We start from the raw sequence: 23,730 nt of genomic DNA, 5'->3' as shown, positions 1-23,730 counted from the left end.
GATTGCCATGAAACCAGTCAGATGGGGCGTGCTTGGGGCTGCGAAATTCGCGCGTGAGCATATGGCGCCCGCGATCCACGCCGCGCAGGGGGCCGAACTGGCCGCGCTTGCGACATCGGACCCGGCCAAGGCCGACGGCTTTCGCGCCTTCTGCCCCGGAATTGCGGTCCATTCCAGTTACGACGCGCTGCTGGCCGACACCAGCATTGACGCGGTCTACATTCCCTTGCCGAACCATCTGCATGTGGAATGGACGCTGAAAACCCTTGCCGCCGGCAAGCATGTGCTGACCGAAAAGCCCATCGCCATGAAAGCGCGCGAGATTGACCAGATCATCGCCGCGCGCGACCGGACCGGGCTTCTGGCCGCCGAGGCCTACATGATCGTGCATCACCCGCAGTGGCAGCGCGCGAAAGAGTGGTTCGAGGCGGGCGAGATCGGCACGCTGGTCCATGCCGACGTCGCCTTCAGCTTCAACCTGACCGAGGGGGGCAATATCCGCAACAAGCCGGAAACCGGTGGCGGGTCCTTGCGCGACATCGGCGTCTACACCTTCGGCTGCGCCCGGTTTGTGACCGGGGCCGAACCCGTCGACCTGTCGGCGCGCATTCACCGTGAAAACGGGGTGGATGTGTTTGCCCAGGTGGCCGGGGTGATGGACGGGCCGGGTGGGCGGTTCACCTATGGCTCGATGACCTCGATGCGGATGTACAACCGGCAGGTGGCGACGTTTCAGGGCACCAAGGGGATGATCCGGCTGGAAGGCGGGCCGTTCAACGCCAACGTCAATGACTTGGCCGAGGTGGAACTGCACCAGAATGGCAACCGGGTGATCGTGGAACGCTTCCCCACCGCCAACCACTACAAGCTGCAGGTCGAGGCGTTTGGACGGACCGTGCGCGAGGGCGTGGCCTATCCTTGCCCGCTGGAATTCGTGCGCGGGACGCAAAGCATGATGGACCGGGTTTATGAGGTGGCGGTCGAGATTTGATTGCCGTGGCGATCGTGTCCGGGATGGCAAATGGCCTTGCTGCAGCGCGGCGGCGAATTTGGTTCCATGGTCACAGCGCTGTGATAGGCTCACCCAACGTCGCTGGATCAGCCTCAGGGCCGCTGCCACCCGACTGCTTCTGCGACAGTGCTGAGTTTTGCGCGAAAAACTGTGTAACTGGTTCTTTTATTGCCGGTTTACTCCCCGTCGCTTCAGTTGGAAGGCCCGCCAATGTCTGAAGAATTCCACCCCATTCCCGGCTTTCCGGTGCCGCAGGTGGCCCGCGCGCACGAATCGCTGGTCAGGCGAGGTGAGACCCTTTCCGTCACGGCGCTGCGGGTTCTGGCGCGTGAGGTGATCTTGCGGGTCAGTCGCAGCGAGGCGCCTGTCGCGCTGCACAACGACCACCCCGGCAGCGCCGCAATCGAGCTTCTGTGCGACGCGCTCTTATCGCGCGATGACACTGCCGCCGCCGATCTGGTGCAAAGCGCGCGGCTGGATGGGATGTCGGCTGACACGATCTATCACGTCTATCTGGCCGAAGCGGCCCGCCGTCTGGGCCAGCGCTGGGACCGGGATGAGGCGACCGCGGCCGAGGTGATCCTTGGCGCCGGGCGCATCTATGCCATTCTGCGCGACCTTCGGACGGTGTTTCTGGCGCAACGCCTGGTGGCACCTCCGGGGGCCGAGGCGATCTTCGCCAGCGTCCCGGGCGAGGTGCATGGCATTGGTGCCACCATCGCGGCGGATACCATGCGCCGCCGGGGGTGGGATATCTCGTTGCGGCTGGGGCTGGGCCATGACGCGCTGGTCGAGGAAATCGCCCGGCTGCAGCCGACGATGCTGGGGCTGTCCGCGTCGCTGCCGTCGATGACCTTTGCCACCGCGCGGCTGATCGTGGCACTGCGGATCCGCTGCCCGCATATCTGGATCCTCGTCGCCGGACAGATCGTGGCGCATGACCCCGACATTGCCCGCATCGTCGACGCCGACGCCGCCGCGGCCACGCTGGACGAGGCCGAGGCGACGCTGACCGGACATCTGGCCGAGTTGACGCGGCTTTCCGTCCGGCAGATGTGATCAGCCTTCCATCGACTCAAGCTCGTCGATGAAGCCTGCGATCATGCTCAGGCCCTGATCCCAGAACGCGGGGTCCGACAGGTCAAGGCCGAAGGGCGCCAGCAGGTCCTTGTGGTGCTTTGACCCGCCAGCTTTCAGCATGTCGAAATACTTGTCCTCGAACCCCGGCATCCCATTGGCATAGGCCGCATAAAGCGCGTTCACCAGCCCGTCGCCAAAGGCATAGGCGTAGACGTAGAACGGCGAATGGACGAAGTGCGGGATATAGGCCCAGAACGTCTCATACCCGTCCATGAACTCGAACGCATCGCCAAGCGACTGGGCCTGAACCGACATCCACAGGGCGTTGATGTCATCGGGCGTCAGTTCGCCCTGGGCCCGGGCAGCGTGAAGTTTGCATTCAAAGTCGTAAAACGCGATCTGGCGGACGACCGTGTTGATCATGTCCTCGACCTTGCCGGCAAGAAGGGTCTTCTTTTCCGCCGGGGTCTTGGCGTTGTCCAGAAGCTTGCGGAAGGTCAGCATCTCGCCAAAAACGGATGCGGTTTCGGCAAGCGTCAGCGGGGTGGAGGCGAGAAGTTCGCCCTGGCCGGCCGCCAGCACCTGATGCACGCCATGGCCAAGTTCGTGGGCCAAGGTCATCACGTCGCGCGGTTTGCCAAGATAGTTGAGCATCACATAGGGATGGACGGTCGTCACCGTGGGGTGGGCAAAGGCGCCGGGGGCCTTGCCGGGTTTGACGCCTGCATCAATCCAGCCCTTGTCGAAGAAGGGTGTCGCAAGGTCGGCCATCCGCGGATCAAAGGCGGCGTAGGCGTCGGTCACGGTGGCCCGGGCCTCGGCCCAGTTGACAAGGCGGGGGGCTTCGGTCGGCAGGGGCGCGTTGCGGTCCCAAACCTGCAGCTTCTCCAGCCCCAGCCATTTCGCCTTCAGCCGATAGTAGCGGTGGCTCAGCTTCGGGTAGGCGGCGACGACGGCATTGCGCAGCGCTTCCACCACCTCAGGCTCAACATGGTTCGAAAGGTGGCGGCCGTGCTGCGGGCTGGGCATCTTGCGCCAGCGGTCGTGGATTTCCTTTTCCTTGGTCAGCGTGTTGTGGATGCGGGCGAACAGTTTGACGTTCTTGCCAAAGACGTCGGCCAGCGCATGTGCCGCCGCCTCACGCCGCGCGCGCACCGGATCGGTCAGAAGGTTGAGCGTGGCTTCAAGGTTCAGCTCCTCAGCCTCACCGGCGACGCTAAACATCAGACCGGCCATCGTCTCATCAAACAGCTTGTTCCAGGCGCTGGCACCGACCACGCTTTCGTCATGCAGGAACTTTTCCAGCTCGTCCGACAGCTGGTGCGGCCGCATGGCGCGCATGCGGTCAAAGACGGGCTTGTAGCGGGCGAGGGCCGCGTTTTCCGCCATCAGCCGGGTCAGATGGGCATCGTCCAGCCGGTTGAATTCAAGGCTGAAGAACACCAAGGGCGTGGTGGCCGTGGTCACCTTGTCCTGCGCGTTGCCCATGAACTGGGCACGCTCGGGGTCCATGGTGTTCTGGTAGTAGCGCAGGCCCGCATAGGACATCAGCCGCCCGGCGATCACGTCGATGCGTTCATATTCCTGCACGCAGGCCAGCAGCGCGGCGGCGTCCAACTGCCCAAGCCGCCCTTCGTAAGCCGTCGCAAACGCGGCGCAGGCGCGCTCAAGCTCGGCCATGTCGGTGGGAAAGGCCGGGGCGTCGGGGGCGGGGTAAAGGTCGGTCAGGTCCCAGTCGGGCAGATCGCCAAAGCCGCCTGCACCGCCGCTGGCATGGGCGTCAAAGGCGGGCAGGGAGGCGGGCAGGATCTGGGGCAGGGGCATGGGACACTCCGGGGTAAACTGGCTGATGTCATCTAGGGGGCAGTTGCGGGCGGGTGCAACCCCGGTTGCCCGCCCGGTTGCCGGATCGTGAAGCGCGGTTTGATTTATGTCACCGCCTGATCTGGCCCACTGGTCTAGAATTCCACCTGCAGAAGGACATCAGCACTATGGCAGCAGCGGAAACCGTCTTTCGCACGACTGGCCTGACCAAGGTCTACCGCAGCGGCGCGGGCGAGGTGCATGCCCTGCGCGGGGTCGATTTTCAGGCCGCCCGGGGCGAGTTCATCGTGATCCTTGGCCCCTCGGGGTCGGGCAAGTCCACCTTTCTGAACATCGTCGGCGGCCTTGATACCGCAACGGGGGGCGAGGCGTGGTTTGAGGACCACCAGTTGACCGCACTGGATGAGGCCGGGCTGACCCAGTTCCGGCGTGACCATGTGGGCTTCGTCTTCCAGTTCTACAATCTGGTGCCCAGCCTGACCGCCCGCGAAAACGTGGCGCTGGTGACCGAGATTGCCCGCCGCCCGATGACCCCCGACGCGGCCCTTGCGCTGGTCGGCCTTTCCGACCGCGCCAACCATTTCCCCGCGCAGCTTTCCGGCGGCGAACAGCAGCGCGTGGCGATTGCCCGCGCCATCGCCAAGAACCCCGAGGTGCTCTTGTGCGACGAACCCACCGGCGCGCTGGATTCCGCCACCGGCATCCGCGTGCTTGAGGCGCTGACCGAGGTGAACCGGACCGTCGGCGCCACCACCCTTGTCATCACCCACAACGCCGCCATCCGCGAAATCGCCGACCGCGTGGTACGCTTTGCCGATGGGCGGATTGTCGAGGAGACGGTGAATGCCACCCGGAAAACCCCGGCGGAGGTGTCATGGTAATCTCGCCCCTGCGCCGCAAAGTCCTGCGTGATCTCGTCCGGCTTTGGGCGCAGGCGCTGGCGATTGCGCTGGTGCTGGCGGCGGGGGTGGCGACGCTGATCCTTGGCAACGGGGCCTATGCGTCGCTGTCGGAAACCCGGGATCGGTACTACGACAGCTACCGCTTTGCCGATGTCTTTGCCGACGTGACCCGCGCCCCCCGCGCCCTGATGGGCGAGATCGGGGATATCGACGGCGTGCTGGCGGCCGAAGCGCGGATCGTGAAGCTGGGGCTCTTGGACATGCCGCAGATGGTGGAACCGGGGACGATCCTTCTGGTGTCGCTGCCTGCGGCGGGCGGGTTGAACCGGCTGCACTTGCGGCAGGGGCGGTTGCCTGACCCGCAGTCAGCCCGCGAAATCGTGGTGTCAGAAGGCTTTGCCGCCGCGCATGGCTTGCGGCCCGGTGCGACGTTGAACGTGGTGATGAACGGCCAGCGGCGCGAACTGACCATCACCGGCATCGCCCTGTCGCCCGAGTTCATCTATGCCCTCGGCCCGGGTGAGATGATGCCCGACCCGCGCCGCTTTGGCATCGCCTGGCTGCCCCTCCCCAGCCTTGAGGCGGCCTATGACCTTGAGGGCGCGTTTTCCAATCTGGTGCTGAAGCTTGCCCCCGGCGCATCGGTCGACCGGGTGATCGAGGCCGTGGACCGGCTGACCGCGCCCTATGGCCGGGTTGGCGCAACGGGGCGCGAGGATCAGATCTCGCACGCGTTTCTGGACGCCGAGTTGAAGCAGCTTTCGGCCATGGTGAAGGTCTTGCCGCCGATCTTCCTTCTGGTGGCGGCGATGCTGGTGAACATGACGCTGTCCCGCCTGATCACGCTGGAGCGCGCGCAAATCGGGCTGTTGAAAGCAATCGGCTATACCTCACGCGCGATTGCGCAGCATTATGTGGAGTTTGTGCTGGCCATTGCCGTGGTCGGCATCGGCATCGGCTTTGCGGCGGGGGCATGGCTGGGGGCAGGGCTGGCGCAGCTTTATGCCAAGTTCTTCTCCTTCCCGTTTCTGGTCTTCACGCGCGATCCGCAGATCTACGGTCTGGCCGCCATTGTTACGGCGGCGGCGGCGGTCGGGGGGGCCATCATGGCCGTGCGCGCGGTGCTGGCGCTGCCGCCCGCCGTGGCAATGGCGCCGCCGGCCCCGGCGGATTACCGGTCCGGTGGTGGGGTCTTCTGGCGGCTTCTGGCCTTCCGGCAGACAGCGGTGATGGTTGCGCGGCACCTGTTGCGCTGGCCCATGCGCACGGCCTCGGGCATCCTTGGGGTGGCGATGGCGGTGGCCATTCTGGTGGCCTCGCTCTGGTCCTTTGGGTCGATCGACCACATGATCGACGTGACCTTCGCCCGGTCCGAACGGCAGGACGCGATGGTGGCCTTCGGCGCGCCCGAACCGGCCCGCGCCCTGAACGCCGCCCGCCAGATGCCCGGGGTGCTGGTGGCCGAGCCCTTCCGCGCCGTGGCCGCGCGGATCAGCAACCGCAACCTGTCGCGCAAGCTGTCGATCATGGGCAAACCGGCCGAGGCAAGGCTGTCGCGCGTCCTTGACCCCGACCTGCGCCCCATGGCGATGCCAGAGGCCGGGCTGATCCTGTCCGAAGCGCTGGCCGAGGCGTTGCAGGTCCGCCCCGGCGACCTTGTTACGGTCGCCTTTCTGGAAGGCGCGCGGCGGACGGTGACCCTGCCCGTCAGCGGGGTGTCGCTGGGCTATGTCGGCCTTGGCGCTGCGATGGAGATTTCGGCCTTGAACCGCGCGGTTGGGGAAGGGGCAGTGATTTCCGGCGTGAACCTCCAACTGGACGCGGCGGAGCAAGCCGATTTCTATGCCGCCACAATGGCCGCGCCGAAGACCGGGTTTGTCACGGTGATGGCGCTGACCGTCGGGCGCTTTCGCGAAACGCTGGCCGAAAACATCACGGTGATGATCACGGTCTATGTCGGCCTTGCCAGCATCATCGCGGTCGGGGTGGTCTACAACTTCGCCCGCATCGCCCTGTCCGAACAGGGGCGGGAACTGGCCAGCCTGCGGGTGCTGGGCTTCACCCGGGGCGAGGTGTCGGGCATCCTCTTTGCCGAACTGGCGATGATCGTCCTTCTGGCGCAACCGCTGGGCTGGGTGATCGGCTACGCGATCGGGCTGGGCATGGTCACCGCCTTTTCATCCGACCTTTACCGCGTGCCCTTCGTCATCGGGCGCGACGTCTATGCCACCGCCACGCTTGTCGTCCTTGCCGCAGCGCTTGCCTCGGCCTGGGCGGTGCGGTGGCGGATCAACAGCCTTGATATGATCGAAGTCCTTAAGACACGCGAATAAAGACTGGGGAATGACCATGCGCCGATTGATCCTTGTGCTTGCCGCCCTGTCGCTGGTTGGCCTTGCCTTCTGGGCCTTCAAGCCCCGGCCCATTGCGGTGGAACTGGCCGAAATCGCCCCCCGCACCCTCGAAGTCGCGGTGGAGGAGGAGGGTGAGGCGCGCATCCGCGAAGTCTTCACCATCTCGGCCACCATCGGGGGCAAGCTGCAGCGGATCGGCCTGCATGCGGGCGACGACGTGGTGGCCGAGGAAACCGTGGTGGCAGTGATCGGCCCGGCCGCCCCCGCGCTTCTGGACGCCCGCGCGCGCGCCGTGGCCGAGGCGACAGTGGCCGCCGCGCAATCCGCGGTCGATCTGGCCCGCGCGCAGGTGGCCCAAGCCGAAGCGGCAGTAGAATTCGCCACGGCCGAGGCGAGCCGGTCCATCGCCCTTTTCGAACGCGCCGCAGTCTCCGCCCGGCTGCGGGATACCGCCATACTGGACCAGCGCACCGCCATTGCCGCACTGGACAGCGCCCGCGCCAACCTTTCCGTGCGCGAGCGCGAGTTGGAAAGCGCCCGCGCGGTTCTGGGCACCCCTGACGCCGCTGCGGCCGAGGCTTGCTGCATCAGCCTGACCGCTCCAGTTTCCGGCAAGGTCCTGCGTGTGTTAAGCGAGGATGAGCAGGTGGTCGCCCCCGGCACCCCGATCCTCGAAATCGGCAATCCCGGCAATCTTGAGATCACGGTCGATCTTCTGTCGCGCGATGCGGTCCGGGTGCGCGAAGGCGCCTCGGCGACGGTCAGCGGCTGGGGCGGGCCGCCAATCCCGGCGCGGGTCGAACGGATCGAACCTTCCGCCACGACTCGCGTCTCGGCCCTTGGCATCGACGAACAGCGCGTCGGCGTGATCCTGACGCTTGAGGGCGATCCGCAGGACTGGCAGCTCCTCGGCCACGGCTTCCGCGTTGTTGCGCGCATCACCCTGTGGAAAGGGGATCAGGTGCTGTCGATCCCGGTAGGGGCCCTGTTCCGTGACGGCTCCGACTGGGCGGCTTTTGTCGTGCAGGGTGGCCGGGCGCGGTTGCAGACCATCACCCTTGGCGAACGGAATGAGGATTTTGCACAAGTGTTGACCGGCCTTGCGGCAGGCGACACGGTGATCCTGCACCCCAGCGACACGGTGGCCGACGGCGTTGCCGTCGCGCCCTTGCCCTAACCCGCCGCCCGCAGCAGCGCGCGCAGGCTGTCCAGCGTGTCGATTTCGTTCACCGGCTTGTCACGGCGCCAGCGCAGCATCCGGGGAAAACGCAGCGCGATCCCGGATTTGTGGCGCGGGCTGGCCTGAATCCCCTCGAACCCGATCTCGAACACCAGTTCGGCGGGCACCTTGCGCACCGGCCCGAAGCGTTCCAGCGTGTGGGACTGGACCCAGCGGGTGATCTCGGAAAATTCGGCGTCGGTCAGGCCGGAATAGGCCTTGGTGAAGGGCACAAGCTCATTGCCGTCACGGATGCCAAAGGTGAAATCGGTAAACAGGTTCGCCCGCCGCCCATGCCCGGCCTGGGCGTACAGCATCACGGCATCCACCGTGTAGGGGTCCAGCTTCCATTTCCACCAGTCACCCCGCTTGCGCCCGGTGAAATAGGGGGAAAGGGCGCGCTTCAGCATCACGCCTTCGGCCTCCCGTTCGCGTGCCGTGGCGCGCGTCCGGGTCAGGCTTTCCCAAGTGTCGAACGCCACCACGGGCGAGGCAGCCAAGGGCAGGCCCGGCGGCAGCGCTGCAAGGATCGCCTCCAGCCGTGCCCGGCGCTGCGCGAAGGGGCGGTCGCGGATGTCGGTCCCGCCGTCCTCCAGCAGGTCATAGGCCAGCATTCGGGCCGGGGCGGATGCCAGCAACGCCTTCGGCACGGTCTTGCGCCCGATCCGCTTTTGCAGGGCGGCAAAGGGCAGGGGCTGGTTGGCCGGGCTGTCCCAGGCGACGATTTCGCCGTCAATCACCGTGCCGGGGGGCAGAAAATCGGCCAAGGCGGCAAGCTCCGGGAAGCGGTCGGTGATCAGTTCCTCCCCCCGGCTCCACAGCGCAAAAGCGCCGGGGCGGGCGATCAACTGCCCCCGGATGCCGTCCCACTTCCACTCCGCCAGCCAGTCCTGCGGGGGGCCAAGGCTGTCTGGCCCGTCCTCAAGCTGGCTGGCAAGGGCAAAGGGGTAAGGGCGCGCATCGCCGCCTGCATTGCCCTCGATCAGGGCGGCAAAGGGGGTGTGGGCCGGGTCCCAGTTGCCCATCAGGCGGTGGGCAAGGGTGGCTTCTTCCACCCCCGTAGCCTGCGCCAGCGCGCGGGTCAACAGGCCCTGCGCCACACCCATGCGAAAGCCCCCGGTCAGCAGCTTGTTGTAAAGGAACCGCTCCGTCGCGGGCAGTTGGGACCAGGCGGACAGGACGGCGGCCCGGCGCACCTCGACGGGTTGGCCCGTCAGGCGGATCTGGCCGCGAATGGTTTCATCCAGCGTGATGCCCGTGGTGATTTCTGGCGGCGGTAGCAGCAGGGCAATGGTTTCGGCCAGATCGCCGACCACGGTATAGCTTTCCTCAAACAACCAGTCGGGAATGTCTGCCGCCTCGGCCGCCCAAAGACGCAGTTCGGTGGAATTGACTGCCCGCCTTGGCCTTCGCCCGGTCAGAAGCGCCACGGTCCAGACCCGGTCCGCTTCGGGGGCCGCACGAAAATAGTCGGCCAGCGCGGCTGTCTTGAGGCCGGTCTTCGTGGTGCCGTCAAGAGCAGCGAAAAGGGCGGCAAAGCGGTGCATTGTGGGGGAAGGATAGCGCCTTTCCCCGGCAAGGCGAATGCGTGATGGCGCAACCGGCGTCAGCCCGCTTGGCGCGGCAGGTTTGCCATGATGTATTCCACCGCCCATTGGACCCCGCCCCCATGGGCCAGCGCAATCGGATACATCCGTGGATATTCCGGCGCGGTGTTGTCGGGGCACCATTCGGCGGCGACCGCGAACCATGTCATCGGAACCGCGCCGGCCTGGATCATCCGCTGGCAGGCCCGTTCATGCGACTCGGTCGACAGCCCGCCTGAGGCGTCTGAGACGAAATAGACCTCATACCCTGCGTTCAGCGCAGAAAGGGCAGTCTGGGCCAGGCAGACCTCGGTCCAAAGCCCCGCCATCACCAGCTTCTTGCGGTCCGTCGCCTGCACGGCGGCCACAAAGGCCGGGTCGGCCCAGGCGTTGGTGTTGCGCCGGTCAATCGGCTCTGCCCCGGGGTGAAGGTCGGACAGCCCGGCAAAAAGGGGATCGTTCAGCGGCCCGCCCTTGGCGTTGATCGTGCTGAGGATGGTCGGAACCTCCAGCGCCTTTGCGGTCTTGGCAAGGGCCAGGACATTGTTTGTCAACACCTCAGGCGTGATGGAGTGGATCGGAAAGGCAACCCAGGGCTGGTGGTCGATCAGGCAAAGGACAGAGTTCTGGGGTGTGAGCGTGTTGATCGATTGCATGGAGCCCTCTTGATCATCGATTACTATAAGTAAGTATGTATCGTTAGCTATGGCAGTTTCAAGCAGGGTCGAAAGCAGATGTGAAATCGGCTAGCGTCACGGAATGGACAAGGCGCGTGATCAGGATGGCTGGATCGGCAAAGGGCCGTTCGACGCGGCGTTTCAGGACGCGGCAGAGCTTGTGGGCAAGCGTTGGGTCGGCGCAGTGATCTGGGCCGTGGTCCATGGCAAGCACCGCTTTGCCGAGATCCGCAACGCCATCCCCGGGATCAGTGACCGCCTGCTGGCCGAGCGTCTGAAAGAGCTTGTTGATCGGGATATCCTTTGCCACCGCGACACGGGCGACCCGGTGCCGGGCTACCACCTGACCCCACGCGGGGCAGCCTTGCGGCGCGTGCTGATCGCGCTGCATGACTGGGCCAAGCAGCGCTGAGCCTGATCAGCCGGTCACAACCTCGGTGTCAGCGTCGTCGCCGGTGAACTGGGTTTCCACGATCCCGGCGTCATAGCCTTGCGTTTCCAGCCAGTGCCGGAACGGGGCGGTGTAGCCGTGGGTGACGAAAACCCGTTCGGCCCCGGTCGCGCGGATCGCTTCGTTCAGACCGGCCCAGTCGGCGTGGTCGGACAGGACAAAGCCGGTGCCAAGCGCGCGGCGGCGGCGGATGCCGCGGACGGCCATCCAGCCGGACACGAACGCCTCCTCCGCCGGGCCAAGGCGGGTGGCCCAGGCGGAGCCAAGGGCGGACGGCGGGGCGATGACCAGCGCGCCGGGGTGCGTCTTGGCGGTGACGTCGGCCGTGGCGCGGATGGTGGGGGGCAGGGGGTAGCCCTGCTGACGCAGGACCTCGGTCATCTCCTCAACCGCGCCGTGGGTCAGGATCGGGCCGATCCGGGGCAGACCCGCCATCAGGCGCTGAGCCTTGCCGAAGCTGTAGGCCCCAAGGATCGACGTCTTGCCCGCGGCGGCATTGGCGGCCCACCAGTCGGCGATGCCCGACATGACCTTTGGCTGCGGGTCCCAGCGGAAGACGGGAAGGCCGAAGGTGCACTCCGAGATGAAGGTGTCGCAGGCGACGGGGGCGAAAGCCTCGGCCAGGCCGTCGGGTTCGGTCTTGTAATCGCCCGAGACGACCCAGACCTCGCCCCCGACCTCGACCCGGATCTGGGCGGAGCCCGGCACATGGCCTGCGGGGTGGAAGGAGACGGTCGCGCCGCCAACCTCGCGGGTCTCGCCGTAGGGGATGCCTTCGGCGGTGATGGGGCCAAGGCGGCGGCGGATCACGGGCAGGGCGTGGGTGGTGGCAAGGTAGGCCCCCATGCCGGAGCGGGCGTGGTCAGAATGGCCGTGGGTGATGAGGGCGCGGGGGACGGGGCGCCAGGGGTCGATGTAGAAATCACCAGCAGGGCAGTAGATGCCGCGGTCGGTGAAGGTGAGGACGGGCTGGGCCATGTGGAGAAGGTAGCACGGGGGCGGGGGGGTGCAAGGGTGTGGGGGAAGTGTCCCTGCAAGGGACACATATGGTAGTTTAATGATTTCAAGGTGTTAGTGGGCCGCGTTAAGGAATTTTCAAGGAACGGGCGGTTGTGGCGCTGGCGCGGGTTGAGCGATGGCTTGTGGTGACATGGGCTGCGCGGACCTTTGTACACCAGGGCGCGCGGTCAATTGGGCGGGGCTTTGCAGATGGTGCCTTGCACGGGGGCATGGCAGACGGGGCCCAACAGACGGGGTCAGGCACATGGGCCCAGCAGACGTGCCCAGCGGCGGACCCAGCAGACGGGCCTTGTGGACGTGGCCTTGCGGAGGGTGCCATGCGGATCGGACAGCAAGGGCAAATCCGGGCGCTGGTGCGGCGGCGGGCGGCAAAAGCGCGGACGACCCCAGGATGGGGACCGGTGTCACACAACAATTGCCCAAAACATGGGCGGATGGTCACATGGCGGGCGAAATTTCCGAAGAGGGGACTTTTCGTGGCCGAAGCCGCCTGTTCTAGTGGGGCGGCAGAGTGGGGGTGACGGCGTGACGCAGTTCAACGAAATGTATCAGGGCACGGGCGTGCGCCCCCCCTATGCGCGGCTTGACGATTGGGTGGCGGCGATGCCGCAGGAACTGCGCAGCCTGAAGCAGGCGGAAGCCGAGGCACTGTTCCGGCGGATCGGGATCACCTTTGCCGTCTACGGCGAAGGCGGCGACCCGGATCGGCTGATCCCCTTCGACATGTTTCCCCGGGTGTTCGCTGCGGCCGAATGGGCCAAGCTTGAACGCGGGATCAAGCAGCGGGCCCGGGCGTTGAATGCCTTTCTTGTCGATGTCTACGGGCGGGGCGAGATCATTCGCGCCGGCCGCATCCCGGCGCGGCTGGTCTACCAGAACGAGGCCTATGAAAAGGCCGTCGCGGGGTTTGTGCCGTCAAAGGGGGTCTATAGCCACATCGTCGGCATCGACATCGTGCGCACCGGACCGGACGAGTTCTATGTGCTTGAGGATAACTGCCGCACACCAAGCGGGGTCAGCTATATGCTGGAATCCCGCGAGATCATGATGCGGATGTTTCCCGAACTGTTCCGGGAAAACCGGATCGAGCCGGTGGATGGCTATTCTGAAAAGCTGCGGCGCACGCTGGCCAGTGTGGCCCCAAAAAAGTGCAAGGGTGAGCCGACGGTCGTGATCCTGACGCCGGGGCATTTCAATTCTGCCTATTATGAACATTCGCTGCTGGCGGACCTGATGGGGGTCGAACTGGTTGAGGGGCAGGACCTGTTCGTTGACGGCGAATATTGCTGGATGCGCACGACGGAAGGTCCGCGCCGGGTGGATGTGATCTATCGGCGGATTGATGACGCTTATCTGGACCCGCTGTGCTTTCGCCCCGACAGCATGCTGGGCATCCCGGGGTTGATGGACGTGTACCGGTCTGGCGGGGTCAGCATCTGTTCCGCGCCGGGGGCAGGCGTGGCCGATGACAAGGCGGTCTACTGCTATGTGCCTGATATGGTGCGGTTCTATCTGGGCGAAGAGCCGATCCTGAAGAACGTGCCAACCTGGCAATGCGGCAAGTCGGACGATCTGAAATATGTGCTGGACCAGTTGCCGGAGCTGGTGGTGAAAGAGGTCCATGGCTCGGGCGGCTACGGGATGCTGGTCGGGCCGAAGTCCAGCCGCGAGGAGGTGGAGCGCTTCCGCGCCAAGATTGTCGAGGACCCGGGCAATTACATCGCGCAACCGACGCTTGCGCTGTCCTCGGTGCCGACCTTTGTCGAGGAAGGCGTGGCACCCCGGCATGTGGACCTTCGGCCTTATTGCCTTGTGGGGGAACGGATCGAACTGGTTCCCGGCGGGCTGACGCGGGTTGCGCTGAAGGAAGGGTCGCTGGTCGTGAACTCTTCGCAAGGGGGGGGTGTCAAGGACACCTGGGTGTTGGCGGAATGAGCTTGGGTTTTATGTTGGTCGCTTGCCCCCCCACCCCATCCCTCCCCCACAAGGGGGGAGGGGGGCGCGGAGCGCAATCGTCGTGCTTGCCTTCGGGCGGATCATTTGGCTTTGCCGGCAGGGAGGGGCACCTCCCTCCCCCCTTGTGGGGGAGGGATGGGGTGGGGGGGCCTGCCCAAAGGCTGGAGGGCTACTCATGCTGAGCCGCACCGCCGACAACCTTTACTGGATCGCCCGCTACATGGAACGGGCCGATACGGTCGCGCGGCTGCTGGAAGTGGGCAGCCGGATCAGCCTGATCCCATCGGTTCACGGCTATCGCAGCGAATGGGACAGCCTGTTGCAGGCCACGGGGATGGCCGATTCCTTCGCCAAGAAATACGGCGACCCGGTGCAGCGGAACATCGAAAGCTTTCTGTTCTTTGACCGTGACAACCCGTCCTCGGTCGCCAGTTGCTTTACGGCGGCGCGGGAAAACGGGCGGATCGTGCGGACGGCGCTGACGACGCAGGTCTGGGACGCGCTGAACACCGCGTTCCAGGAACTGAAAGCGCTGGAACGCACGCCAAGGTCAGAACTGGAACTGTCGCGCCTGACCGAATGGGTGATGCGCCACGCTGCGATGGTGCGGGGGGCGATTGACGCCACATTGTTGCGCAATGATGGCTATAACTTTCTGAACATCGGGTATTATCTGGAGCGTGGCGACAATACCGCGCGGCTGATGGACGTGAAATACTATGTCCTGCTGCCCCGGGTGGATTTCGTCGGCTCGGGTCTGGACAACTATCAATGGACCACGCTGTTGCGCGCCATGGGGGCGCAGCGGGCGTTTCACTGGGCCTATGGGGGCGAAGTGACGGCGGCCAAGATCGCCGACTTTCTGATCCTGAACCCGCAGTCGCCCCGGTCGCTGGCCACCTGCTCGGCCGGGTTGGTCAATCACATGGGGCGTGTGGCCAAGGCCTATGGGCGCGAAACGGCGGCGCAGGACAAGGCGCGGGTGCTTCAGGCGGAAATCGAGGGCGCGACGGTTGAGGCGATCTTCGAAGAGGGGCTGCACGAATACCTGACGCGGTTCATCGCCGAGGTGGCGGTGCTCGCCCAGGCGATCAACGAGGCCTATCTGAGCGGGGAGATGCGCTGATGCGGCTGACGGTGGATCATGTGACGCGCTATCACTACGACCGCCCGGTGCGGTCGGTTGTGCAAAGCCACCGGCTGCAGCCATCGGTCTTTGCCGGGCAGAAGGTGTCCGAGTGGGAGGTGACGGTCACGGGCGGGGTGCGCGGGGCGGCGTTCCGCGATGGGGCGGGGGATCAGGTGCAGGGCTGGACGGTGGCCGGGCCGGTCAGCGAAGTGACCGTGCGGGTGCAAGGCACGATCGACACGGTGGACTTGACGGGCGTCTTGCGCGGCCACAAGGAAACCGTGACGCCGGACTGCTATCTGCGCGCGACAGTTCCGACGCGGGCCGATACCGCGCTGGCCGGGCTGGCCATGCAGGCCGAGGGGGCGGATCCCCTTGCGCTGGCCCATGCGCTGAGCGCTGTGGTGGCGGATGCCATCGCCTACAAGCCGGGGGTGACCCATGCCCACACCACGGCGGCCGAGGCCCTCGCCTTGGGTGAAGGCGTGTGTCAGGACCATGCGCATGCGCTGATCGCGGTGGCGCGGGTGCGGGGGCTGGCCGGGCGCTATGTGTCGGGCTACCTCTTTGCCGATGCGGACGGGCAAAGCCATGAGGCGGCGCATGCCTGGGCCGAGCTGCATCTGCCCGGTCTGGGCTGGGTCGGGTTTGACCCGGCCAACCGCTGCTGCCCGGATGACCGCTATATCCGGTTGGGGTCAGGCTTTGATGCACAGGATGCAGCGCCCATCCGCGGCATTGCGCGGGGCGGCGGCAAGGAAGAGATGGATGTGACCGTTGCGATCCTGCAGGCAAGCCAATAGGCTGACCGCCGGAATAGGGAGACGGGAATGACCTACTGCGTCGGGCTTTTGCTGAATGAGGGCATGGTGCTCTTGTCGGATACACGCACCAATGCCGGGCTCGACAATATCTCGACCTACCGCAAGATGTTCACCTTTGAAGAGCCGGGTGAGCGGGTGATCGTCATCATGACAGCGGGCAGCCTGTCAGTCAGCCAGACCACGCTGGCGCAGCTGCGCGAGGCGATCGAGGATCCAGAGGCGACGGCCGAGACCAGCATCATGCTGGCGCCGACCTTGCTGAAAGTGGCCGAGATCGTGGGCGACCGGCTGGCGAAGGTGCGGGAAGAGATCGACCACAAGCTGTCAGCCGCGCAAGGAGCCAGTGCCAGCATGATCGTCGCGGGGCAGCGCAAGGGCGGCGCGATGCGGCTGTTCCTGATCTATCCCGAAGGCAACTTCATAGAGGCGACCGAGGACGCCCCGTTTCTGCAGATCGGTGAACACAAATATGGCAAGCCGATCCTGGACCGGGTGGTGAAGCCTTCGACCAGTCTTTCCGACGCCCAGAAGGCCGTGCTGCTGTCGATGGATTCGACGCTGCGGTCCAACCTGTCCGTGGGGATGCCACTGGACCTTGCCGTCATCGAGAAGGACGCCTGTCAGGTCACGCTGCGCAGGCGGATCGAGGCGGGCGACCCGGCGTTTCGCGCGATGAGCGAGGCATGGTCCACCGCGCTGCGCGACGGATTCGCAAGAATTGTCATCTGAGGCTTGGCAATCCGGCGCTGCAGTCCTACGTTCCCCTTGCAGCATGGAGGTTCCGATGCCCGAACTCGTCCGTCTTTACATCCGCAGCGTGGCGATCGGCTTCGGCGTCGCGGTGGTCTTTACCGCAGGTCTTGTGTGGCTTGATGTGGCCGGGATCGGCCATCTGATCCTTGGGTCTGACATCGGCTGGGTCGCTGCCCTGATGATGGTGTTCTTCAACGGCATCATTTTTGGCGCCGTGCAGTTCGCCTATCAGATCATGGGTATGGCTGAAGATGACGGCAAGATCGGGGGCCGGGGCGTCTTTGAACGCGCGGCGGAACCGGTTCTGATCCCGGTGACCGTTCCGGCGAAGGAAGCCGCGAAGGCACGTCGGTCCTAAGCACTGTCCTGAGCGTCTGGCCCCGATTTCTTTGAAGAAATCGGGTCGGAGCCTTTGAAGGCTCCGGTCCGGAGTTTTTGAAAACTCCGGCGTGCGGCGTCAGATCGGTGGAAAGGGTGGCGGGCCCGCAGCAACCGTGGAGTGCCGGGATTTTCCCGAGAGCCAGAGGTCTCAGGTGGGAGCCAGATAACAGGACCAGGATCCTGTCAGAGCCAGCCCCCGTGCGTTTGCTTATCGGCCACTGGAAAAAAGGCCTCGCACGAGAGGAGCAGCACCCGCCGTCCTGATAGATAGGCCTTACAAGCACGCGCTGCAAGGCTGGACAGATGTTCACCTTTGGTTCATGATTTCCCAATGGACCAACCGGTTGACAGTTTGCCCGAGATCCTGCCGCCCCTGCCGGGGCAGCGGCTTGGCCGTGGCGTCTGTCGCGGGTTGCGGGCGCTGGATTTCGTTTGCGTCGAGGAATTGGTGCCTGCCCCCGGCTTGCGCGTGGACGTCATGGCCTTGGGTCCGAAAGGCGAAGTCTGGGTGGTGGAATGCAAGTCCGGCCGGGCGGACTACCGGGCTGATCGCAAGTGGGCGGGTTATCTTGACTGGTGCGACCGGTTCTTCTGGGCGGTGGACGCGGCCTTTCCGGTGGATTTGCTGCCGGAAGGCACCGGGCTGATCCTTGCCGATCCCTACGACGCCGAGGTGGTGCGCATGGCACCGGAAGTGACCCTGTCACCGGCGCGGCGCAAGGTGGTGCTGCGGACCTTTGCGCGGACGGCGGCGGCGCGGTTGCAGGGCCTGCGCGATCCGGGCTTTGTGGGCGACGTCCGGTTTTTCTGAGATGGACAGCGGGCAGCGGCCCGGTTCAAGGGGCTTGCGCCCCTGGGCGTCAGCGCTTCTTCGGCTTTGATCCGATGGCGCGGGCCGCTTCAGCCGCTGCGCGCAATTCTTCGGCGATTTCGTCGGCTTCTTCAGGGTCGAAATCCATGGGAAGTTCGATCCCGCCATCGGCTTCGACAAAGATGCGGACCATGCCAGAGTCGGTCGGCCCGATCTGGATGTTGGCGGCGATATCACTGGGAGAGTTGATGCCCATTCCGATTGGCTAGCGCAGGGCGCAGGCGCTGTCCAGAGGGGTGATGCCAGACCGTGGGGTTTGCATCGCGGTGCAAGGCCCATCCCAACGGAAGCGAAACAGGGCTGGGAAATCACGCTCGAAGGCTTGCATCGCCGCCGCCTTGGCGCTATGTGCCGCACCGAGTGCAGCTTTAGCTCAGTTGGTTAGAGCGCTAGATTGTGGATCTAGAGGTCCCCCGTTCGAGCCGGGGAAGCTGTACCATTCTCCTCATCCATTGCTGTCTTGCCCAAGGGTCGTCTTGGGCGGTGGCCGCGTTGCGGGATTATTCCATCCCTTCATGGGCTTGTGCGGCCACGGACCCCTGTTCGGCAGGATTGCGGGTGAGGCGGTGCGGAAGGTGGGGTGGCGGTCTTCACCCCCCTTGCCCAAGCGGCTAAGGTGACCGCCCCTGCCTTTGAGGAATCGCATGAGCCTTGCCCTGATCCCCCGCACCATCGCCACCGAGATTGCTGCCACGCCGGCTCAGGTGACGGCGGCCATCACGCTGCTGGACGAAGGTGCCACGGTCCCTTTCATCGCCCGCTATCGCAAGGAGGTGACCGGGGGGCTGGATGACACCCAGCTGCGCAATCTGGCCGAACGGCTGGGCTATCTGCGCGAGTTGGAGGCGCGGCGGGTGGCGATTGCGGGGTCGATCACCGAGCAGGGCAAGATGACGGATGCCCTGGGCGCGGCGATTGCCAAGGCGGTGACGAAGGCGGAACTGGAGGACATCTACCTGCCCTATAAGCCCAAGCGCCGGACCAAGGCGATGATCGCGCGGGAGAACGGGTTGCAGGGGCTGGTCGACGCCATTCTGGCGGACCGGGCGGCGGATCCGGTGGCGCTGGCGGCGGGGTATGTGACCGAGGCGGTGCCGGACGTGAAGGCAGCGCTGGAAGGCGCGCGGGACATCGTGGCGGAGGGGCTGGCTGAGGACGCGGGGCTGCTCGGGCGGTTGCGCAGCCACATGAAGCAGGTGGCGCGGCTGACCTCGGCCGTGGTGGAGGGCAAGCAGACCGAGGGGGCGAAGTTTTCGGACTATTTCGCCCATTCCGAGCCGTGGGCGGGGGTTCCAAGCCACCGCGCGCTGGCGATGTTCCGTGGGCGGAATGAGGGGTTCCTGACGCTGGATCTGGCGGTGGACCCGGATGCCGCGCGGGGGGACAGCCCGGCAGAGCGGGCCTGTGGTGCGGCTTTGGCGGCTACCGGGCAGGGCGCGGGGGACCGCTGGCTGCGCGAGGCGGCGGCCTGGGCCTGGCGGGTGAAGCTGCGGACCTCGCTGACGCTTGACCTGATGGCGGAACTGCGTGAGGCGGCCGAGGCGGAGGCGATCCGGGTCTTTGCGCGCAACCTCAAGGACTTGCTGCTGGCGGCTCCGGCGGGGGGGAAGGCGACGATGGGGCTGGACCCCGGCATCCGGACGGGTGTGAAGGTCGCGGTGGTTGATGCGACGGGGAAGGTGCTTGAGACGGACACCGTCTATCCGTTCCAGCCGAAGAACGATCTGCGCGGCGCGCAGGTCGCCTTGGCGAAGCTGATCGGGAAACATGGGGTAAAGCTCATCTCCATCGGCAATGGCACGGCCAGCCGCGAGACCGAGAAGATGGTGGCCGATATTCTGGCGGTCCTGCCGGGGGAAAAGCCGGTCAAGGTGATTGTCAGCGAGGCGGGGGCGTCGGTTTACTCGGCCAGCGAACTGGCGGCGAAGGAGTTTCCGGGGCTGGATGTATCGCTTCGCGGCGCGGTCAGCATTGCGCGGCGGTTGCAGGATCCCCTGGCGGAACTGGTGAAGATCGAGCCCAAGGCGATTGGCGTCGGGCAATACCAGCATGACGTGGATCAGCACCGTCTGGGCCGCAGCCTTGAGGCGGTGGTGGAAGATGCGGTGAACGCGGTTGGGGTGGATTTGAACACCGCCTCGGCCCCCTGCTGGCGCGGGTGTCGGGCGTGGGGCCGGGGCTGGCCGAGGCGATCGTGGCGCACCGCGATCAGAACGGGCCGTTCGCCACGCGGAAGGACTTGCTGAAGGTCGCGCGGCTGGGGCCGAAGGCGTTTGAGCAGGCGGCGGGGTTCTTGCGGATTTCGGGCGGGAAAGAGCCGCTTGATGCCTCATCCGTGCACCCCGAGGCCTATGACCTCGCGCGGCGCATCGTGGCGGCCTGTGGGCGTGACTTGCGGGCGGTAATGGCGGAGCCTTCGGTGCTGAAGACGGTAGAGCCGCGGGATTTCGTGGATGATCGCTTCGGTCTGCCCACGGTGAAAGATATCCTCACGGAACTGGAAAAGCCGGGGCGCGACCCCCGGCCAAGCTTCCGCACGGCGACATTTGCGGATGGGGTGAACGACATCAAGGACCTGAAACCGGGGATGCTGCTGGAAGGCACGGTCACCAATGTCGCGGCCTTTGGGGCCTTTGTCGACGTGGGGGTGCATCAGGACGGGCTGGTGCATGTGAGCCAACTGTCCGACAGCTTTGTGAAAGACCCTCATGCCGTGGTGAAGGCCGGGGATGTGGTCAAGGTCCGGGTGGTAGAGGTGGATGTGGCACGGAAACGCATCGGGTTGACGATGAAATCCGGCAGTGCCGACGCGCGTGAGGCGGTGCGGGAACGTGCGCCTGCCCCGGCAAAACCGGTGCGCGGGCCGATGAACGCGGGGCCGCAAGTTGGGGGCGCTCAAGCGGGTGGAAATGCCTTTGCGGATGCCTTGAAGGGCAAGTTCGGGCGGTAGGTCGAGTCCGGAATTTTCGAAAATTCCAGTTCGGAGCCTTTGAAGGCTCCGGTCCGATTTCTTCGAAGAAATCGGTGCTGCGCTCCGCTCAGGCCGCAGCACCCCCGACCGTGAGGCCGCCGATCAGCAGCGTTGGTTGGCCCACACCCACCGGCACCCACTGCCCGGCCTTGCCGCAGTTGCCGATGCCGGGATCAAGCGCCAGATCGTTGCCGATGGCGCGGATGCCTTTCAGCGCGGTCGCGCCGTCGCCGATCAGCGTCGCGCCTTTGACCGCAGCGCCGATCACGCCGTTCTTCACCCGGTAGGCCTCGGTGCAGGAAAAGACGAACTTGCCGCTGGTGATATCCACCTGTCCGCCGCCAAAGCCCACGGCGTAGATGCCATCCTTGAGGCTGGCGACGATCCCGGCCGGGTCATCCTTGCCTGCCAGCATGTAGGTATTGGTCATCCGCGGCATCGGGATATGCGCAAAGCTTTCGCGCCGCCCGTTGCCGGTGGGGGCGACACCCATCAGGCGGGCGTTCTGGCGGTCCTGCATGTAGCCGACCAGCACGCCATCCTCGATCAGCACGTTCTTGCCGGAAGGGGTGCCTTCGTCGTCTATCGAGATACTGCCGCGCCGGTCGGGGATTGTGCCGTCATCAAGGACAGTCACGCCTTTTGAGGCGATCTGTTTCCCCATCAGGCCCGCGAAGGCCGAGGTTTCCTTGCGGTTGAAGTCGCCCTCCAGCCCGTGGCCGATCGCCTCGTGCAGCAGGATACCGGGCCAGCCGGGGCCAAGGACCACGTCCATCTCGCCCGCCGGGGCCTCGACCGCGCCAAGGTTCACTTGCGCGATGCGCAGGGCTTCGGCCAGCAGCGGCTTCCAGGTTTCGGGCAGCATCAGTTGGGCCAGCCCGTAGCGCCCGCCCATGCCGGTGCCGCCCTGTTCGCGGCGGCCGCCGTCTTCGATCATCACGCTGACGTTCAGCCGGGCCATCGGGCGGATATCAGCCAGCCGCTGCCCGTCAGGGCGCAGGATCTCCACCTCTTGAATGCTGGCGCTGAGGGTGGCGGAGACCTGCACGACACGCGGGTCCAGTGCGCGGGCATGGGCGTCAATCTCGCGCAGCAACTCGATCTTCACGGGGAAGGTCGCGTCGGCCATCGGGTCATCGGGGCGGTACAGCCGGGTGTTGGTGCCGCGCGGGCCTTCGGCCATGGTGCCGCCCCCGGCACCGACGGCAAGGCGCGCCGTTTCTGACGCCCGGCGCAGGGCGGTTTCGGTAATCTCGGTCGAATGGGCGTAGCCCGCAACCTCACCCCGCACGGCGCGCAGGCCGAAGCCTTGGCTTGCATCATAGGTCGCCTGCCGGATGCGGCCGTCATCCAGCATGATCGCCTCTGCCCGGCGGCGTTCAAGGAAAAGCTCGCCATCGTCAGCCCCATCGGTGGCCGCGCGCAGGGTGGCAAGGGCAGCGGCTTCGTCGAGGTGGGTTTCGAAGGGGCGGAAGGGGGCGTCGGTCATCGGGGGAGCCTTTTCGCGGGGAATGTCACAGATGGGCCGGGCAAGGCCCGGGGTCAAGGCCGCAGGCTGAGCGGTGGTCTTTCGACCATGGGACGGCGTCGGCCCGGGTGCGGCACGGAAAGGCCCCGTTTTCAGCCGGGCACGCCAGCCATGGCGCTGCTATGTCGCAACGGTTTCGCTTGTCGCGGCGCTGTCATTATGGTTTGAAGCGTTCGGGATACAACGGGATTCTGTCCTTGATGGCAGACCTGAAAAAGGGCGGCGGCAGGCCGCCTCACGAACGGGAAACAGACATGCGCCTTTCGACTGCGATGACCGGTATTGCCGCGGCCTGTGCCGCAAGCCTTGCGGCAGGGGCCGCCCTTGCCCAGCAAGCTCTTGAGATCGTTGGCCAGCCGGTCGATGGTGCCATGGGCTTCCAGCCTGCTGGCACCCCGGGTGCCGCCGATCTGCAATGGCTGGACGGGATGATCCTTTATATCATCACCGCCATCGTGATCTTCGTCACCGGCCTTCTGATCTACGTCATGATCCGGTACAATTCCAAGACCAACCCGACCCCGGCGCGGTTCACCCACAACTCGCCGCTGGAAGTGGCGTGGACGGTGATCCCGATCGTGATCCTTGTGTTCATCGGGGCGTTTTCGCTGCCGGTGCTGTTCAAGGACCAGGAAATTCCGGTTGGCGACGTGACGATCAAGGCCACGGGCTATCAGTGGTACTGGGGCTATGAATATGTCGATGAAGATGTGGCTTTCGAAAGCTACATGATCGGCTCGCCCTCGCTGGGTGGCAACAACATGCTGACGCCCGAGGTTGAGGCGGAGCTTGTCGCGGCGGGCTATACGCGGGAGCAGTTCCTGCTGGCGACGGATACGGCGGTTGTGGTGCCGGTCGGCAAGAAGATCGTCATTCAGGTGACGGCGGCGGATGTGATCCATTCGTGGAAGATCCCGGCCTTTGGCGTGATGCAGGACGGGGTGCCCGGCCGGATCGCGGCGCTGTGGTTCCAGCCGGAGCGGGAAGGCATCTACTTTGGCCAGTGTTCGGAACTTTGCGGGCAGATGCACGCTTATATGCCGATCACCGTGAAGGTCGTGTCGGAAGCGGCCTATGCCGAATGGCTGGTCAAGGCCAAGGCGGGCGATGTGGAACTGTCGCATCTTGAGGCGGCCGCGCCGGTGGATGTGGCGCTGAACGACTGACCCGCCGTCTGGGCGCGGCAAGGGCG

19 protein-coding genes, 1 tRNA gene and 1 pseudogene are annotated in these 23,730 nt (G+C 65.5%); 15 read left to right on the top strand and 6 right to left on the bottom strand.

The features are described 5' to 3' along the window. The first annotated feature begins 7 nt into the window (after positions 1–7). The gene (locus tag EI545_RS03945; protein WP_125324263.1) at positions 8–991 is read left to right on the top strand and encodes a Gfo/Idh/MocA family protein; all 984 of its coding nucleotides are present in this window, start codon (positions 8–10) and stop codon (positions 989–991) included. A 231-nt stretch (positions 992–1,222) separates the two neighbouring features. Further along, a complete protein-coding gene (locus EI545_RS03940; protein WP_125324262.1) occupies positions 1,223–2,071 on the top strand; it encodes a cobalamin B12-binding domain-containing protein in 849 nt (282 codons plus the stop codon). On the opposite strand, the gene EI545_RS03935 is transcribed toward EI545_RS03940, so the two are convergent. Beyond that, positions 2,072–3,916, bottom strand: coding sequence for a M3 family oligoendopeptidase (locus tag EI545_RS03935; protein ID WP_125324261.1), 1,845 nt, complete (start codon positions 3,914–3,916; stop codon positions 2,072–2,074). Positions 3,917–4,083: 167 nt separating this feature from the next. Between EI545_RS03935 and EI545_RS03930 the strand changes: the two genes are divergently transcribed. Genes EI545_RS03930 through EI545_RS03920 form a run of 3 tightly spaced genes read left to right on the top strand, consistent with a single transcriptional unit; the run spans position 4,084 to position 8,349 of the window. Then, positions 4,084–4,797 carry an ABC transporter ATP-binding protein gene (locus tag EI545_RS03930; RefSeq protein WP_125324260.1) on the top strand — a complete coding sequence of 238 codons (714 nt, stop codon included), beginning with the start codon at positions 4,084–4,086 and terminating at the stop codon, positions 4,795–4,797. After that, positions 4,791–7,151 (top strand): ABC transporter permease, encoded by a 2,361-nt coding sequence (locus tag EI545_RS03925; protein WP_216842482.1) that lies wholly within the window; start codon positions 4,791–4,793, stop codon positions 7,149–7,151. The genes EI545_RS03930 and EI545_RS03925 overlap by 7 nt, the downstream gene beginning before the upstream one ends. A 16-nt stretch (positions 7,152–7,167) precedes the next feature. Beyond that, positions 7,168–8,349, top strand: a complete 1,182-nt coding sequence (locus EI545_RS03920; protein ID WP_164517198.1) for an efflux RND transporter periplasmic adaptor subunit — start codon at positions 7,168–7,170, stop codon at positions 8,347–8,349. Here the strand turns inward: EI545_RS03920 and EI545_RS03915 are convergent. Beyond that, a complete protein-coding gene (locus EI545_RS03915) occupies positions 8,346–9,938 on the bottom strand; it encodes an ATP-dependent DNA ligase (protein ID WP_125324258.1) in 1,593 nt (530 codons plus the stop codon). The two genes, EI545_RS03920 and EI545_RS03915, sit on opposite strands and share 4 nt — an antisense overlap. Before the next feature lie 59 nt (positions 9,939–9,997). Then, positions 9,998–10,633, bottom strand: a complete 636-nt coding sequence (locus EI545_RS03910; protein ID WP_125324257.1) for a hydrolase — start codon at positions 10,631–10,633, stop codon at positions 9,998–10,000. Positions 10,634–10,736: 103 nt separating this feature from the next. On the opposite strand from EI545_RS03910, the gene EI545_RS03905 reads away from it, so the two are divergent. After that, on the top strand, positions 10,737–11,066 hold the full coding sequence (locus tag EI545_RS03905) for a winged helix-turn-helix transcriptional regulator (protein ID WP_125324256.1): 330 nt from the start codon (positions 10,737–10,739) through the stop codon (positions 11,064–11,066). A gap of 6 nt (positions 11,067–11,072) precedes the next feature. On the opposite strand, the gene EI545_RS03900 is transcribed toward EI545_RS03905, so the two are convergent. After that, positions 11,073–12,083 carry a ligase-associated DNA damage response exonuclease gene (locus tag EI545_RS03900; protein WP_125324255.1) on the bottom strand — a complete coding sequence of 337 codons (1,011 nt, stop codon included), beginning with the start codon at positions 12,081–12,083 and terminating at the stop codon, positions 11,073–11,075. A 585-nt stretch (positions 12,084–12,668) separates the two neighbouring features. Between EI545_RS03900 and EI545_RS03895 the strand changes: the two genes are divergently transcribed. From EI545_RS03895 to EI545_RS03870, 6 genes are all read left to right on the top strand, one after another. Further along, entirely contained in the window at positions 12,669–14,060 is a 1,392-nt protein-coding gene (locus EI545_RS03895) for a circularly permuted type 2 ATP-grasp protein (protein ID WP_125327230.1), read from the top strand. A gap of 196 nt (positions 14,061–14,256) precedes the next feature. After that, complete coding sequence (locus tag EI545_RS03890) at positions 14,257–15,207, top strand: alpha-E domain-containing protein (RefSeq protein ID WP_125324254.1); 951 nt, start codon at positions 14,257–14,259, stop codon at positions 15,205–15,207. Beyond that, positions 15,207–16,013, top strand: a complete 807-nt coding sequence (locus tag EI545_RS03885) for a transglutaminase family protein (protein WP_125324253.1) — start codon at positions 15,207–15,209, stop codon at positions 16,011–16,013. The genes EI545_RS03890 and EI545_RS03885 overlap by 1 nt, the downstream gene beginning before the upstream one ends. Before the next feature lie 27 nt (positions 16,014–16,040). Beyond that, positions 16,041–16,763, top strand: a complete 723-nt coding sequence (locus EI545_RS03880; protein WP_125324252.1) for a proteasome-type protease — start codon at positions 16,041–16,043, stop codon at positions 16,761–16,763. Between the two features lie 55 nt (positions 16,764–16,818). Further along, positions 16,819–17,145 (top strand): hypothetical protein, encoded by a 327-nt coding sequence (locus EI545_RS03875; RefSeq protein ID WP_125324251.1) that lies wholly within the window; start codon positions 16,819–16,821, stop codon positions 17,143–17,145. Between the two features lie 354 nt (positions 17,146–17,499). Beyond that, positions 17,500–17,979, top strand: coding sequence for an MmcB family DNA repair protein (locus EI545_RS03870; protein WP_125324250.1), 480 nt, complete (start codon positions 17,500–17,502; stop codon positions 17,977–17,979). A 49-nt stretch (positions 17,980–18,028) separates the two neighbouring features. On the opposite strand, the gene EI545_RS03865 is transcribed toward EI545_RS03870, so the two are convergent. Then, positions 18,029–18,235 carry a DUF6324 family protein gene (locus tag EI545_RS03865; protein WP_125324249.1) on the bottom strand — a complete coding sequence of 69 codons (207 nt, stop codon included), beginning with the start codon at positions 18,233–18,235 and terminating at the stop codon, positions 18,029–18,031. Positions 18,236–18,401: 166 nt separating this feature from the next. Between EI545_RS03865 and EI545_RS03860 the strand changes: the two genes are divergently transcribed. Then, positions 18,402–18,478, top strand: a tRNA-His gene (locus EI545_RS03860). A 205-nt stretch (positions 18,479–18,683) separates the two neighbouring features. Continuing rightward, a pseudogene (locus EI545_RS03855) lies at positions 18,684–20,989 on the top strand (Tex family protein). Between the two features lie 88 nt (positions 20,990–21,077). On the opposite strand, the gene tldD reads toward EI545_RS03855, so the two are convergent. After that, complete coding sequence (tldD, locus tag EI545_RS03850; RefSeq protein ID WP_125324248.1) at positions 21,078–22,499, bottom strand: metalloprotease TldD; 1,422 nt, start codon at positions 22,497–22,499, stop codon at positions 21,078–21,080. Positions 22,500–22,792: 293 nt separating this feature from the next. Between tldD and coxB the strand changes: the two genes are divergently transcribed. Then, the gene (gene coxB / locus EI545_RS03845) at positions 22,793–23,704 is read left to right on the top strand and encodes a cytochrome c oxidase subunit II (RefSeq protein ID WP_125324247.1); all 912 of its coding nucleotides are present in this window, start codon (positions 22,793–22,795) and stop codon (positions 23,702–23,704) included. Positions 23,705–23,730 lie beyond the last annotated feature (26 nt).

The sequence above is a fragment of the Tabrizicola piscis genome (assembly GCF_003940805.1).
Lineage (GTDB): Bacteria > Pseudomonadota > Alphaproteobacteria > Rhodobacterales > Rhodobacteraceae > Tabrizicola > Tabrizicola piscis.
The sequence above is the reverse complement of the archived record's forward strand: the minus strand, read 5'-3'. Positions and strand labels throughout refer to the sequence as shown.